The sequence below is a fragment of the Alcaligenes phenolicus genome, assembly GCF_032063905.1.
In the GTDB taxonomy this organism is placed as follows: domain Bacteria; phylum Pseudomonadota; class Gammaproteobacteria; order Burkholderiales; family Burkholderiaceae_B; genus Alcaligenes; species Alcaligenes phenolicus.
Genome location: NZ_DAMBOE010000006.1, coordinates 123,194 through 137,696 on the forward strand (window position 1 = coordinate 123,194; position 14,503 = coordinate 137,696).

The 14,503-nt window shown below is 56.0% G+C and carries 14 protein-coding genes; 8 read left to right on the forward strand and 6 right to left on the reverse strand.

The features are described from left to right. The first annotated feature begins 457 nt into the window (after positions 1–457). The 7 genes from U2949_RS13365 (at position 458) to U2949_RS13395 (ending at position 5,825) form a co-directional block, all read left to right on the forward strand. On the forward strand, positions 458–949 hold the full coding sequence (locus U2949_RS13365; protein WP_026482840.1) for a low molecular weight protein-tyrosine-phosphatase: 492 nt from the start codon (positions 458–460) through the stop codon (positions 947–949). A 141-nt stretch (positions 950–1,090) separates the two neighbouring features. Continuing rightward, entirely contained in the window at positions 1,091–1,567 is a 477-nt protein-coding gene (iscR, locus tag U2949_RS13370; protein ID WP_021446710.1) for a Fe-S cluster assembly transcriptional regulator IscR, read from the forward strand. Between the two features lie 33 nt (positions 1,568–1,600). Beyond that, positions 1,601–2,794 (forward strand): IscS subfamily cysteine desulfurase, encoded by a 1,194-nt coding sequence (locus U2949_RS13375; RefSeq protein WP_086061378.1) that lies wholly within the window; start codon positions 1,601–1,603, stop codon positions 2,792–2,794. Then, positions 2,791–3,174 carry an iron-sulfur cluster assembly scaffold protein gene (locus tag U2949_RS13380; RefSeq protein ID WP_321288234.1) on the forward strand — a complete coding sequence of 128 codons (384 nt, stop codon included), beginning with the start codon at positions 2,791–2,793 and terminating at the stop codon, positions 3,172–3,174. The genes U2949_RS13375 and U2949_RS13380 overlap by 4 nt, the downstream gene beginning before the upstream one ends. A gap of 54 nt (positions 3,175–3,228) precedes the next feature. Then, positions 3,229–3,552, forward strand: a complete 324-nt coding sequence (locus tag U2949_RS13385; protein WP_003801383.1) for a HesB/IscA family protein — start codon at positions 3,229–3,231, stop codon at positions 3,550–3,552. 6 nt (positions 3,553–3,558) lie between these two features. Next, positions 3,559–4,437 (forward strand): methylglyoxal synthase, encoded by an 879-nt coding sequence (locus U2949_RS13390; RefSeq protein WP_026482837.1) that lies wholly within the window; start codon positions 3,559–3,561, stop codon positions 4,435–4,437. Positions 4,438–4,808: 371 nt separating this feature from the next. Further along, on the forward strand, positions 4,809–5,825 hold the full coding sequence (locus U2949_RS13395) for a Bug family tripartite tricarboxylate transporter substrate binding protein (protein ID WP_321288236.1): 1,017 nt from the start codon (positions 4,809–4,811) through the stop codon (positions 5,823–5,825). A gap of 163 nt (positions 5,826–5,988) precedes the next feature. On the opposite strand, the gene lysS is transcribed toward U2949_RS13395, so the two are convergent. The 5 genes from lysS to infA all read right to left on the reverse strand — a co-directional run bounded on the left by lysS (position 5,989) and on the right by infA (position 11,572). Continuing rightward, positions 5,989–7,512 (reverse strand): lysine--tRNA ligase, encoded by a 1,524-nt coding sequence (lysS, locus tag U2949_RS13400; RefSeq protein WP_321288238.1) that lies wholly within the window; start codon positions 7,510–7,512, stop codon positions 5,989–5,991. Between the two features lie 11 nt (positions 7,513–7,523). Next, positions 7,524–8,261 carry an SDR family NAD(P)-dependent oxidoreductase gene (locus U2949_RS13405; RefSeq protein ID WP_026482834.1) on the reverse strand — a complete coding sequence of 246 codons (738 nt, stop codon included), beginning with the start codon at positions 8,259–8,261 and terminating at the stop codon, positions 7,524–7,526. Between the two features lies 1 nt (position 8,262). Further along, positions 8,263–9,367 (reverse strand): peptide chain release factor 2 gene (gene prfB, locus U2949_RS13410; protein WP_321288241.1). Its coding sequence is split into 2 segments (ribosomal slippage): positions 8,263–9,285 and positions 9,287–9,367, totalling 1,104 coding nucleotides; the frame shifts between segments, so codons are not numbered across the junction. Positions 9,368–9,478: 111 nt separating this feature from the next. Continuing rightward, positions 9,479–11,188: a methyl-accepting chemotaxis protein gene (locus tag U2949_RS13415; RefSeq protein ID WP_321288243.1), complete on the reverse strand. Its 1,710-nt coding sequence runs from the start codon at positions 11,186–11,188 to the stop codon at positions 9,479–9,481. 111 nt (positions 11,189–11,299) lie between these two features. Further along, on the reverse strand, positions 11,300–11,572 hold the full coding sequence (gene infA / locus U2949_RS13420) for a translation initiation factor IF-1 (RefSeq protein ID WP_009458008.1): 273 nt from the start codon (positions 11,570–11,572) through the stop codon (positions 11,300–11,302). A gap of 694 nt (positions 11,573–12,266) precedes the next feature. Here infA and U2949_RS13425 point away from each other — a divergent pair. Beyond that, complete coding sequence (locus U2949_RS13425; RefSeq protein WP_021446707.1) at positions 12,267–13,178, forward strand: DMT family transporter; 912 nt, start codon at positions 12,267–12,269, stop codon at positions 13,176–13,178. 119 nt (positions 13,179–13,297) lie between these two features. Here the strand turns inward: U2949_RS13425 and U2949_RS13430 are convergent, their stop codons facing one another. Continuing rightward, positions 13,298–14,230, reverse strand: coding sequence for a bile acid:sodium symporter family protein (locus U2949_RS13430; protein WP_321288246.1), 933 nt, complete (start codon positions 14,228–14,230; stop codon positions 13,298–13,300). Between the last annotated feature and the right edge of the window lie 273 nt (positions 14,231–14,503).

The following is a 14,503-nucleotide window of genomic DNA, read 5'->3' on the forward strand; positions in this document are numbered from 1 at the left end:
TGGACTTGGTGCTTCTGGTGTAGGGGAAGGGAGCAGGCGACTTCGTTGGAGTCCGTCTTGGACTGAAGTGGCGACCTTCGCCTGGAACCGGATTGCCTGTTCGGTTCCACTCGCGCTTGACGCCCCTCCAGCAAAAGCGGGGTAATTCCATCTTTGATGATGCTTGTTGCATAATTGCAACTAAGCTTGGACGAAAGTACAGAAAAAACACGGTTCCGCTACCGGCTTTCATCACTCGGGTGTATTGCTTGATTTATCTCATCCCGAGAAAGTGGTGTATCCGCTAAGCAAACGGTGCTGCGCCTTTGGTTTGTTCCAGACTTCAAGCAGCTGCGACCGGTTCTTATTGGCAGCCCCCAAACGATACGGATTTGCTGCTTTCAAGGCGATTTTCGGGGCCTGTTTTCACCCCGGTTTCGTCTTGCCTTATTTGGGGTTTTCCCGCAGACTTTGACGCATTATGAGTAAGGTTCTGTTTGTCTGTACAGGGAATATTTGCCGCTCCCCCAGCGCCGAAGGTGTCTTGCGCCAACTGGTCGACCAGGCCAGTTTGTCGGAGGCTATTTTGGTGGATTCAGCCGCCACGCATGGCTTTCATGTTGGCGAGCATCCTGACACACGCGCACAGATAGCCGCTCGTAAACGCGGTTATGACATCTCTACCTATCAGGCCCGACAGGTCCAGCGCGAGGACTTTCGCAACTTCGACCTTATCTTGAGCATGGACTGGGAAAACCACGCTGCCTTGCAGCAAATGTGTCCTCCCATTTACCGTCACAAGCTCATGCTGCTGATGCGCTTTGCCACTGACTATGAAGCGGCTACCGTGCCCGATCCTTATTATGGCGGCCAGGATGGCTTTAATAAGGTCATGGACTATATCGAAGATGCCTGCCAGGGCGTGTTCGAACTGGTTCGCAAGCGCGTCCCCAATTACCGTGCTGCCTGAGTGGCTACATAACACTTCAGTATAAGTGTAAAAACACACGCTCAAGCACGGTAGTTTCCCCTGTATTTGCTATACTGGACCAAATTGGTCGGATTTGCCTTTGGCAGTCCGGCCGCTTTCGCCTTTGGCAAGGAAACTATCATGCGTTTGACGACAAAAGGGCGTTTCGCCGTAACCGCGATGATCGATCTTGCGCTGCGCCAGCAAAGTGGACCGGTGACGCTCGCAGGCATCAGCCAGCGACAGGGTATCTCGCTCTCGTATCTTGAACAGTTGTTTGGCAAGTTGCGCCGCCATGAACTGGTCGATAGTGTGCGTGGTCCGGGTGGTGGCTATACGCTTGCGCGTCTGGCCCGCCACATCACCGTTGCTGACATTGTGTTTGCGGTCGATGAGCCCGTTGATGCCACCCAATGCGGTGGCAAGGGTAATTGCAAGCAGGGCACAAATGGGCAGAAAGGCGAGTGCATGACTCACGAGCTTTGGGCGACGCTTAGTCGTAAAATGGTCGATTATCTGGATTCTGTCTCGCTACAGGACTTGGTTGATCAGCAGCGTCTGCGTCAGCTCAAGTTGGCCGCTCAGGAAGCCGGCCAGCCAGAAGAATGTACTTTGTAGTGGGCAAGATCCGCTACTGACCCGGAGTTTTGTATGAGTCGCGCTCAGCGTATCTATATGGATTATGCCGCCACCACACCGGTAGACCCGCGTGTGGCCGACAGCATGATTCCCTGGTTGACGGAACGATTTGGCAATCCCGCCTCCAGCAGCCATCCTTATGGATGGGATGCGGAAGAAGCCGTGGATCAGGCGCGTCGTCAGGTTGCCTCCCTGGTCGGGGCAGAGCCGCGAGAAATCGTCTGGACTTCCGGTGCTACCGAAGCCATCAATCTGGCCCTGAAAGGTGCCGCGCAGTTTTATCAGTCCAAGGGCCGCCATATTATTACCGTCCGTACGGAACACAAGGCCGTGCTCGACACCTGTCTGGCCTTGCAGGACGAAGGGTTTGAAGTCACCTTTCTGGATGTCCTGCCCAGTGGCTTGATTGATCCTCAGGCGTTTGAGCAAGCCATTCGCCCCGACACCATCCTGGCCTCGGTCATGTTGGTGAATAACGAAATTGGCGTGATTCAGGATGTGCAGGCCCTGGGGGCAATTTGCCGGGAGCACAAGGTGCTGTTCCATGTGGATGCCGCCCAAGCCACCGGCAAGGTTGCGATCAATCTGCAGGAGTGGCCGGTGGATTTGATGTCCATGTCTGCCCACAAGACTTACGGTCCCAAAGGAATTGGTGCCTTGTATATCCGTCGTAAACCGGCGGTGCGCCTGAAGGCGCAGATTCACGGTGGTGGTCATGAACGCGGGTTTCGTTCTGGCACGCTGGCGACCCATCAGATTGTGGGTATGGGGCGTGCTTTTGAGCTGGCTGCCCAGGAGATGGACCAAGACAATCAGCGCATCACCGCGCTGCGAGATCGTCTATGGGCTGGCTTGCAGTCTATCCCTGACCTGTTCCTTAATGGCACCTTGGATCAGCGTGTGCCGCACAACCTGAACATCAGCGTGGATCATATCGAGGGCGAAGCTCTGATGATGGCTCTGACGGATTTGGCGGTGTCCAGTGGTTCGGCCTGTACCTCGGCCAGTCTGGAACCGTCTTATGTGTTGACGGCACTGGGTCGCAGCGATCAGTTGGCGCACAGCTCCTTGCGCTTGAGCCTTGGCCGTTTCACGACCGAGCAGGACATTGATGACACGATTGCCGCCATCCGTCGTGTGGTTGAACAATTGCGGGCCATCTCTCCTTTATGGAGCGAGCCCGCTTCGGAGCAGTTCGCGCAATGAGATATAGTGACGCTGTCATGGAGCATTTCCTGCACCCGCGTCATGCGGGTGTCATGAACAGCAGTGATGCTGACGTAGGCACGGGGGAAGCAGGAAGTCACGAAACCGGGGCATTGATTCGGATCCAGCTCAAAGTATCGGAGCAGGGCCAGATTCAGGATAGCTGTTTCAAGGCTTATGGTTGTGGCTGTACCATCGCTGCCGCTTCTTATGCGGCGCAATGGCTGCAGGGTCGCAGTCTGGAGCAAGCGGCCCAGTTCTCGTCCACGGATGTACAGCAAGCGCTGGAATTGCCGCCGGTCAAAGTGCATTGTGCTTTGTTGGCCCAGGAGGCGGTTCAGGCTGCCATTGCCTCGGTACAGAACAAAGGCGCGTTTTAGTTGTCCAAGCCTGAAGGCTGAATATTCTTTCAGGTTTATAGAAAGGAAAAGATTATGTCTATTTCTCTTACTCAGCCCGCCGCAGAACATATCCAGCGTCATTTGAAAAAACGCGGGGGCGGTTTGGGGCTACGTTTGGGTGTACGGCTGACCGGTTGCTCGGGTCTGGCCTACAAGCTGGATTTTGTTGATGAGCCGGTTGAAGGCGATCAACTGTTTGAAGAGCACGGCGTTAAACTGTTTGTTGATCCTAAAAGCCTGCCCTTTATTGACGGCACGCGTCTGGATTATGGCCGTGATGGCCTCAATGAAGGTTTCAAGTTCATCAATCCAAACGAGAAAGCCTCCTGCGGGTGTGGCGAATCGTTTACCGTGTAGGAACTCATGTCATTACGTTTCGGTTTGGCGGCCAATCAATTGCACCATGATTCGGCAGATGCGGCTTTGTTTCAGTGGTTGCGGCGCTCAGCCAGCGGTATTCGCGAATTGGAAGTTGAGCTTTATACGGTCGGTCGTACCTGTAATGCCATCGAGCGTTCGGGCCTGCTGGAAGGCTATGGCGGCCTGGTTCGTTATCCTTATGGTCGTGATGGCGGCTTGATGAAGCTGGTGGCCCGGGTCACGCAAAGCCCGGATGGTACGCCGCCTTTTGATGGCGCCATTTATCTGATAGACCCGGTAGACCCTTCCTCCATTTTCCCGGAAGCACTGGCGCTCAAGCGCCAATGCATCACGCATGGCCGTCCTTTCATCTCGACCCTGATGGGTGCAATTGAATGGATTGAAGTGGAGCGTGTCAGCCGCGGCTTGTGGCCTGATTCCAGCTGCAAACGTATTTTTGACTTCCCTAATCAAACCCTGGCCATGATTGCGCACGATGCACTCAAGGACAAGATGATTGAGTTTGCCGACAAGCATTTTGATCTGCTGTCTCGCTTTGGCCAACGCGTGGGAACCGGGACGACAAGCCGCCTGTTGAACGAGCTGGCCTGGTCCAAAGGCTGGCCCAAGGACACACCCTGGATTCAGTCATATCTAAGTGGACCTTTGGGCGGCGATGCACAAATTGCCGAGCTGGTGCTGGAAAATCGTTGTCAACGTGTCATCTTCTTTGAAGACCCGCACGTTGCGCGTCAGCACGAGGCTGACATCCAGCTGCTGGAGCGTGCGGTGCGCGTGGTGGCAGACAAGGCTTCGTGTTTTTCTTCGCCTGAGGTGGCTCATAAATGGGCACAGGCGGTGATGCGTCTGCCGGTGGATTAGTTGCCGGGAAATAGGCCAGGGGTAACGAAGCAGCAAGGACAAACTCGCTGGATGAGGCTCCTGAGGCTAAAAGAGCAAAACAGAGCCAGCACATCGTACTCGCAGCACAGGTGCAACGCGGTGAAGCTATGAACCTGGATTCGCAATAAAAAGAGGACGCTTTCGAGCGTCCTTTTTCATTCCCGTATGATGTGTCGCCGAGCAAGTGTTCAGGCTGCGCGAAAGTCGCTGATAGCCGCTTTAGTAACGGCCGGGACGAGGGCAGCTTGATTCGCGCACGGGGGCTCTCTAGACTAAAGTTCGTGCTTGGCAAGCACTGCAACACAATGTCGCCCGATCAATGGGGCAGTCTGTGGATACTGGAGGTAGGCTTGAATCGACGCATGATCTTGAAAGCGACCGGTGCGGGTATCGCCGCCCGGCTTGGTGTTCCTGTTTCTTCTCTGGGTGCTATGTCTGCCACGGCTCCGGCACGTGCGCAGCAGGCCGATACGTTTCCCTCCGGACCTGTGCGTATTGTTGTTCCGGTGAATCCGGGCGGCAATGCTGATCGTATCGCACGGATGCTCGCGCAAAATCTGGCCAAATTGTGGGAACAAACGGTGATCGTGGATAATGTGCCCGGCGCTCACACCAGCCTTGGCGTCAACCGGGTAGTTCGTGCAGCCCCAAACGGGCATACCCTGTTGTCTAGTGGCGATCAGCTTGCGATCAACGCTGCCCTCGGTCGCAAGCTGCCCTATAGCGAGACGGAGGTCCGTGGCGTGACCCGCACTATTGTTAATTCGCAGGTGCTGGTGGTGCGGCCAGGGCTGGGCGTTAATCACTTCGATGATTACGTGGCGCTACTCAAGCGTCGGCCTGGCGAAGTATCTGCAGCGCTGCCGATTGGCTACGGCAGTATTTATCATTTGGCCGTCGAGATGCTTAACCAGCGTTTGGGTACGCAAACCAATAACATTCCCTACGCGGGAGGGGCCCCCGCTATTTTGGATATACTAGGTGGGCATGTGGACGGGGCGCTTATTGATATCTCTGGAACAATCCAGAACATTCAGAAGCGTGAACTCATCCCTCTGGCGGTGACCTCACCGGACCGCTCGAAGGTTTTACCGGATGTTCCCACTTTTCATGAGTTGGGTGTTTCTGATTTCGTGATCGAAAGCTGGCAGGGCGTCTTTGTGCCACGTGCCACGCCCGATAAGGTAGTTGAGGTGTTAAATCGCGATATCACGGCTGTACTGCGTTCACGTGAATTTGCTGAGCCATTGGAGGAGCAGGGCTTTGTGATCGCGCCTGATTCGGCTGAGTCTCTGGATCAGATCGTGGCACGTGATATTGCCCTGTTTCGTAAAGTGGCGGCAACTGCTGGCATCAAGCCCGAATGAAGTCTGCCCTTACAGGTGTAGGGCTGGTCAATGATGAGATTGGAGTGGGAGTTTGTTCCGGGACCGGGCAGAATAGCTGCGTATCTGCGTATGTGTATGCGGGGGCGAGGATGCATAGAAAAACGCGCGGCTAAGGCCGCGCGTTTTTCTTGCTTGAGACTGATTAGTCTTCGCGACGCAGGTGCGGGAACAGGATCACGTCACGGATAGCCGGGCTATCGGTCAGCAACATGACCAGACGGTCGATACCAATACCGCAGCCGCCTGTAGGAGGCATACCGTACTCCAGCGCACGGATGTAGTCGGCGTCGTAGAACATGGCTTCTTCGTCGCCAGCGTCCTTGGCCTGAACCTGGGCCTGGAAACGTGCGGCCTGATCTTCAGGATCGTTCAACTCCGAGAAACCATTGGCAATTTCACGACCAGTAATGAACAGCTCAAAGCGCTCGGTAATGCCTTCCTGGGTGTCCGAGGCACGAGCCAGTGGCGACACTTCCACGGGGTAGTCCACGATGAAAGTAGGGTGCCACAGCTTGGATTCTGCCGTCTCTTCAAACAGAGCCAGCTGCAAGGCGCCAAGACCGGCATCACGCAGTGGCGGCGAGTTCACATCCACTTTCAGGCGAGCCAGTTCAGTGCGCAGGAACTGGATATCTTCCAGCTGTTCGATCTGGTAGGAAGGAGCGTACTTCATGATGGCGCCGGTAATGGTCAGGCGATCAAAAGGCAGGCTCAGATCCAGCTCGCGTTCCTGGTACTGCAGGGTAGCGGTACCACGAGCGCTGATAGCGGCTTCACGTATCAGGTTTTCGGTGAAGTCCATCAGCCACTGGTAATCCGTGTAGGCTGCGTAGAACTCCATCATGGTGAATTCAGGGTTGTGACGAGGGCTGACGCCTTCGTTACGGAAGTTGCGGTTGATCTCGAACACGCGCTCGAAACCGCCCACAATCAAACGCTTCAGGTACAGCTCGGGCGCAATACGCAGGTACATTTCCATGTCCAGCGCATTGTGGTGCGTAATGAAGGGTTTGGCCGATGCGCCACCCGGAATGGGGTGCAGCATGGGGGTCTCCACTTCCAGGAAGTCGGCCTGGGCCATGTGCTGGCGCAGGCTGCTCATGACCTTGCTGCGGGCCAGGAAGGTTTGACGGGTATCTTCACCCATGATCAGGTCTACGTAGCGCTGACGGTACTTCAATTCCTGGTCAGCCAGACCGTGGAATTTGTCGGGCAGGGGGCGCAGGGACTTGGCCAGCAGGCGCACGCTGGAAGCATGTACGGACAGCTCGCCCTTATTGGTTTTGAAGACCGTGCCTTCCACGGCCAGGATGTCACCGATATCCCAGCCCTTGAATTCCGCGTAGTTTTCTTCGCCCAGTGCGGCCTTGTCCAGGTAGATCTGGATGCGGCCGGAAGCATCTTGCAGCGTGGCAAAACTGGCTTTACCCATGACACGCTTGAGCATCATGCGGCCAGCTACTTTCACGACTTTATTGGTTGCGGCCAGGGCATCCTTATCTTGTTCGCCGTACTGGCTGTGCAGCTCGGCAGCGTGGGCGTCAGGGCGGAAATCGTTGGGGTAGGCGATGCCGCTTTCGCGCAGGCGGTCCAGTTTGGAACGACGCTCGGCGATCAGGCGGTTTTCGTCTACGACGGGTGCGGAAGTGTCTAGCGGTTCAGTCATTGTGTCAGTACTTATTCGTAGTGGCGGATGTCATCCAGGACGTGCTGGCCAAAATCCGGGCTGTTCAGATGGCGCAAAATGCGCTCGGCCGTATCGTCCGGGCTGCTGAGCTGACCTTGCTGATGCAGGTCGATAAAGCGGCTCAGGTTCGGGAACTGGTCGCGGGACTGGCTACGGATATGGCCTTGCATATCGGTATCGACCACGCCAGGGGCCAGAGAGCAAACGGCCAGCTCGGGATTTTCCAGCTTCAGGGTCTGCGTATAAAAATCCAGCGCTGCCTTGCTGCAGCCGTACACGGCCCAGCCCGAGACGGGTTTGCGGCCAGCACCGGAGGATATATTGAGCACCTGGCGTTGGGCATCCTTGGGAGCGCCTTGCAAAAAGGCGGCGGTCAAGCTCATGACACTGGCGACATTCAATTGCAGCGCCTGTGTAATGGCCTGGGCATCGAGCAGGTGGCTGGCCTGCCCAACGGGATCAACCGTGCCCGCATTATTAATGAGGACGTAGCGTTGAGCCTGTGTCTGGCTGATCAAGGCTTGCAGAGCCTTGGCAGCCTGTTGTGCGCCTTCCGCGCTGGCCAGGTCCACTTGCAGATGTTGATGAGCCCCTTGGGGCGCATCCAGTTGCAGTTCGCTGCGGGCCAAAGTGATCAACTGATGGCCAGCGGCCAGTGCCTGACGTGCCAGGGACAAGCCCAGACCGCGAGAGGCACCGCTTAGAACAGTCAGCGTGGAAGTGTGCATATTAAATACCTTGTTTCAGGCTGGCTTGAATAAAGGCATCCAGGTCGCCATCCAGAATCTTCTGGGTATTGGAGCTTTCGTAGTTGGTACGCAAGTCCTTGATGCGGCTTTGGTCCAGCACGTAGGAACGGATCTGGTGACCCCAACCCACATCACTCTTGGAGTCTTCCAGTTTTTGCTGCTCGGCCATACGGTTGCGCATTTCCAGCTCGTACAGGCGGGACTTCAGCATCTGCATGGCTTCGGCACGGTTACGGTGCTGCGAGCGGTCGTTCTGACACTGCACCACAATGCCGCTGGGCTCGTGCGTAATACGAACGGCCGAGTCGGTTTTGTTAATGTGCTGACCACCGGCACCACTGGCGCGGTAAGTGTCGATACGCAAGTCGGCCGGGTTGATTTCGACTTCAAAGGAGTCGTCGATTTCAGGGTAGACGAACACGCTGGTGAAAGACGTGTGGCGGCCATTGGAGGAGTCAAAGGGGCTTTTGCGAACCAGACGGTGCACGCCGGTTTCAGTGCGCAGAAAACCGTAGGCGTAATCGCCTTCAATCTTGATGGAGGCCGATTTGATACCGGCAACGTCACCGTCCGACTGTTCCAGAATTTCAGCCTTGAAGCCCTTGTGTTCGGCATAACGCACATACATGCGCAACAGCATGGAGGCCCAGTCCTGGGCTTCGGTACCACCCGCACCGGCCTGAATGTCCATAAAGCAATTCAGCGGGTCAGCAGGGTTGGAGAACATGCGGCGGAATTCCAGCTCTTCAATACGGCTGGCCATGGCGGCACAATCTTCTTCGATGGCGGCGATAGTGGCATCGTCATCGTCCATCGCGGCAAGCTCAAACAGGTCCTGCGAATCCTTCAAGCCCGTGTGCAAGGCGTCCAGCACATGCACTACGTTTTCCAGACTTTTCTTTTCTCGGCCCAGATCCTGAGCGTGTTGAGGATTGTTCCAGACGTTGGGGTCCTCGAGTTCGGCATTGACTACGTGCAAACGATGAGCTTTGTCATCGTAGTCAAAGATACCTCCGTAAGGCATTTTCCCGCTCCGAATAATCGGCAAGGCGGGCTTCCAGTTGATTAAGTCGTTCCGATTCCATGATTCAGCGGCTTTCCTATATTTGAGGTGCCATCCGCGCCAGCCAGCAAGGCGGCGCGCGGCAAACTTCCGATTTTACCCTTATCGGAGGCCTATGGCACGTATTGGCCGCTCAGGAACCGGACATTGTGCACGTGGCTGTGCGATAGGCGGACACGGATCGGTAAGAAGGCTGCTTGGGGACGGCGGGCAGGGCAGGAGCATCGGACTCGAAAAGATCGCTATCCAGACTGAAATGCGCCACCACCTGGGCCAGCAAAGTGGTTTGCTCCAGCTGCTCCTGAGCGGTGTGGGCGCTGTGTTCAAGCAGTTGGCGGTTGGACTGGCCTTGCTGGTCCAGGCGCGTCATGACCTGGTTAACGTAGTCGATATGCGTCGCCTGCTCCTGAGAAGCTTGGGCAATATCAGCCACAATGCTGCGCATTTCATTAACCTTGTGTTGTGTGTTGGCCATGATTTGCGCCATGCCACGAGCGGCGACTGAGCTTTGCTCGGTTTGTTCGACTGAGCTGGAAATGAGGGTGGAAATCTGTTGCAAGGCGTCAGTAGAGCGTAAAGCCAGGTTACGTACTTCGGCAGCAACAACCGCAAAGCCATGACCATGGACTCCGGCGCGGGCGGCTTCTACCGCAGCATTCAGGGCCAGGATATTGGTCTGGAAGGCAATGTTGCGGATCAGTTTGGTGATCTCGCTCATTTTGTTCGAGCTGTCGGCAATCGCGTTGATGGTATCGAGCAGGCTGCGCACGGCCTGATTGCCTTGTGCTACTTGGCTGGAGGTGTCCTGCGCCAGATGATCGGCGGTTTGGGCCTGCTCCGCGTTCTGGCGCACGGTGTCAGCCAATTGATTCATGGCCTTGACGGTCTGATTCAGTTCGGCGGATTGATCCAGAATTTGCTCGCTCAGGTTTTGACTGCCCAGCACAATCGCATGCGAGCCGTCGCGTATCAAGCCGGTTTGTTCGCGGATCTGATGCACCACGGTCTGTACGCCCTGGCCGATGCCATTCAGTGCTGTAAGCAAGGTCCCGAACTCATCATGGCGACGTACGCTGAGCTGCGCATTGAGCTTGCCCTGGGCCAGTTCCTTGGCCAGATTAGCCCCTTGATCCAACGGCTGCTTGATGGAGCGATACAAGAGGCGTAGGGCAATGGTGCTGGCCATGAAGAACAGAGCCAGCGCTGCCAATGCCAGGCTGAACGCGCGGTCGCTGCTGCGGCCCGCCTGATCCAGAGAGCTGTCCAGGCGCTCGCTGAACTGGTGCTCGAACTGATCCAGCGTGTTGGTGATCTGGGTGGAGGCTTGAATGTATTGCTGGCTGAACACCAGCACTTTGGCCATCAAGGCATTGGGCAGGGCGATGCGGATAGCGCCGTTACCATCTTCAAACTGGCCGCTGGCGGTTTGGATGGCCTCGGACTGAACCTGGCTAAGTGCCAGGGTCTGCTCGTAGGCAGAGCGTAGCAGGTCCTGTACAGCCGGCTCCAGCTCCAGATCCCTGAAACGGTCCAGCATAGCCAGGGTGACACCATCCTGATCTGCCTGGGCACCCGTAAACACCGCCAGAAGGTGGCGGAAATTATCCTGAAATTCAATTTGCTCGCTGGAGACAAACGCGATGGCCTGACGGCTGAGCAATTCGCTGATGCGTTTGAAGTCTTTGCTAAGCGCCGTCGTTTGGTGGCGCTGGGCTTCCAGATGCTTGCGCTGTTCGATGCTGCTGCTCAAATGTTGCAGGGCAATCAGCATCAGGATTAGAAACAGGCTCAGAATTGCAAAATAGGCGATGAAGCCGGTTTTGAGCGTCAGTAATTTTTTCAAGGCGACTCCCACAAGATGTGGGGTGCGCCCGAGCGCTGATGGCTCTTGTCGCACCCCTGTCAGGCGCGCCTATCTTTGCATCTAATTGTGACAGGGGTGTGGCGATATGTCTTAACGGCGGTGGGGAGTGCGACGAGGGGCAGAGGTAGGCGCGCCAATACGCTTGGGCAGGTGGCGGAAGATAATGCGACCCTTGCTCAGGTCGTAGGGCGACATTTCCAGGGTGACGCTGTCGCCAGCCAGAATACGGATGTGGTGCTTGCGCATTTTACCGCCGGTGTAGGCGATAACGGCGTGACCGTTGTCCAGGGTGACACGAAAGCGCGAGTCAGGCAGGATTTCGGTGACGGAACCTTGCATTTCAAGTAGCTCTTCTTTGGCCATAAATCGGGACTCCTTTAAAAATAATAATTCCCGTCTGGCCTTGCTGGGCGGGACGGGGACGGGCTTGGAAACAAGGCAGACCGACAAACCGGACAAGCGGTGTCTGAAGTCCAGCCTTGCACTAGGCCCATAAAAATCGGGGTGAATCTGTGTCTGTCAGGAAGGGTTGGTTCCAGACAGGGTCAGGTGGATCAAATTGAAAACACGCCCGCCGTTCATAGGGGGATCCAGCCGGGGCAGGCAAGGTCTGCCTACCTGAAAAACGGGCAAAAACACGAATACTTGCCAGGAACAGAGACCTGCATAACGACGCGCGGGACAGGCCCTTGCGGTTAAAGGTGCTGGTTGTGGTGCCAAGTAATGCACTTGGGGCGCTTGATCGGATCAAGCTTTATTCCCAAAAGTGGGGGTGTTTCAAGGTCGATTTACCCTGGGTAGCTGCATCTGATGTTGCTAAAGTCAGACGAGCGTGGATGGGATGGGCCAATAAAATTCAATCAGCGCCATGACGTGACAATTGTATGATTATAAATAATATTTATGGATTGGTCAAAGATTGACCAGTTATCATCGTCACAAGCAGGCAGGTAAAGGCGTAGAGGGCAGGGCATGCTTGCCTATATACTAGGCCAATCGTAACGGCGCAGAGTTGACCTGAGGAGGGATCACATGCGCCGTTGCCGTTTTTTAGGACATGCTTGTGAGTACTCAGAAACTGACCCCCGGCACGACGGCTTTACTGGTTTTACCCACGATCTTGTGGGCAAGTAACGCCATTGTGGGGCGCCTGATTCATGATCAGGTTCCGCCCATTACCCTGAATTTCTTCCGTTGGCTGGTAGCGTTCACCATTCTGCTTTTTGTGGGACGACAAGTGCTGCGACGGGGCAGTAATTTGTGGACCAACTGGAAACGCTACTCGATTCTGGGTTTGCTGGGCATAGGGATCTATAACGCTTTGCAATACCTGGCACTGCAAAGCTCGTCCCCCATTAACGTGACTTTAGTCAACGCCAGCTTGCCGTTCTGGATGCTGGTAATCGGACGCCTGTTCTTTAAATCCACCGTCAATGGGCGTCAGTTGGTGGGTGGCTTGATGTCCTTGCTGGGTGTGGTGCTGGTGCTGACGCGTGCGGACTGGCAGGAGCTGATGGCCTTCCGTTTTGTGCCGGGTGATGTGTACATGGTGATAGCCACTATCGCCTGGGCGATCTATAGCTGGATGCTCAGCACGCGCCGCCATGAGGGTGCTATCGCAGAAACCTGGGCCACGGTAGTGATGGCACAAGTGTTTTTCGGTTTGATCTGGTCGGGTGCTTTTGCCGCCATGGAGTGGCAGTTTACCGATTGGCATATCGACTGGTCCTGGGGATTGCTGCTGGCCATTCTGTACGTGGGCACTGGTCCGGCCTTGATCGCTTTGCGATGCTGGGGGGTGGCTGTGCAGCGAGTGGGCGCGGCGACGGCCGGTTTCTTCGTCAATCTGATGCCTGTATTTGCCGCCTTGATGTCGGTCTTTATTCTGGGCGATACCCCCAAGCTCTACCACGGAGCGGCTTTCTTGCTGATCGTAGGCGGGATTTATGTGTCTTCGCGTAAAAGCTGAGGCTTGAGCGGATGCGGGTGTCTTGTGACACTCGGGATGAAAAAAAGGGACGCCCGGTAGAGCGTCCCTTTTTATTTTTTGGACTTCGGGTTCAAGTCCTTGCACGTGGCTGCAGGTGTTTACTTGCCATCGCCCATGCGACGGAAAATTGTCGCGACCAAGGGACCGGAAATATTGTGCCAAACGCTGAAAATCGCGCTGGGCACGGCGGCCAATGGCGAGAAGTGGGCACTGGCCAGAGCCACACCCAGGCCGGAGTTTTGCATGCCTACTTCAATAGCCAGCGTCTTGCGCTGTGGCAAAGGCATGCCACTCAAGCGTGCCAGCAGATAGCCCAGGACGTAGCCCAGCATGTTGTGCAGAACCACGACGGAGAACACCAGCAAACCGCTGGTCGCAATCTTGGACTGGTTACCTGCCACCACAGCGGCCACGATAGCCACAATGGCCACGACAGAAACCAGGGGCAGGGCCGCCACACCGGCTTTGATTTTCTCGCCCAGCAGGGACTGCACAATAATGCCCAGGGCAATCGGCAAAATCACCACCTGAACAATGGACCAGAACATGGCCGAGGCGCTGACTTCCAGCCATTGGCTGGCCAGGAAGTAAATCAGGGCGGGGGTGACGATAGGGGCCAGCAAGGTGGTGACTGAGGTAATGGCAACTGACAGGGCCAGGTCGCCACGCGCCAGAAAAGTCATCACATTGGACGAGGTGCCACCGGGGCAGCAGCCCACCAGAATCACGCCAATGGCCAATTCAGGCGGCAGGGAAAAGGCGTAGGTCAGAAACCAGGCCAAGGCAGGCATGATAATGAACTGACCCAGAACGCCAATAGCCACACGGCCAGGGCGTACAAACACTTCAGCAAAGTCCTGGCGCGACAAGGTCAGCCCCATACCGAACATGATGATGCCCAGAAGTGGAACAATATAAGCGCCTAACCAGCGGTAGTGGTCGGGAAAGTAATAGGCCAGAACGGCAAACAGTAGAACCCAGATGGCAAAGGTATTGCCAACAAAACGGCTCAGGCGGGCGATAGCCTGCATGATGAAATATCCTTCAAGGAGCACGGCTGGCCGGTAGGCCGGCGCGGTGCGGATTAGTCTGTTATGGGGAGCAGCATGGGTCGGGCCGGGTGTAGGGCCGTCCATCGCAGACCTGCTTAAGGGCTGGCGACGCGACTTTCCGATGGGGTGGGATAAAGCGCTGGCAACACGGGGCTGTACGGGCAGATCTGGGTAAGGTCAGGGGTACAGGTGGTGGTGAGCGAAACGGACAACATGGCAGGCCATGTTTTTTATCCTGGAAGGCCGAGCTCG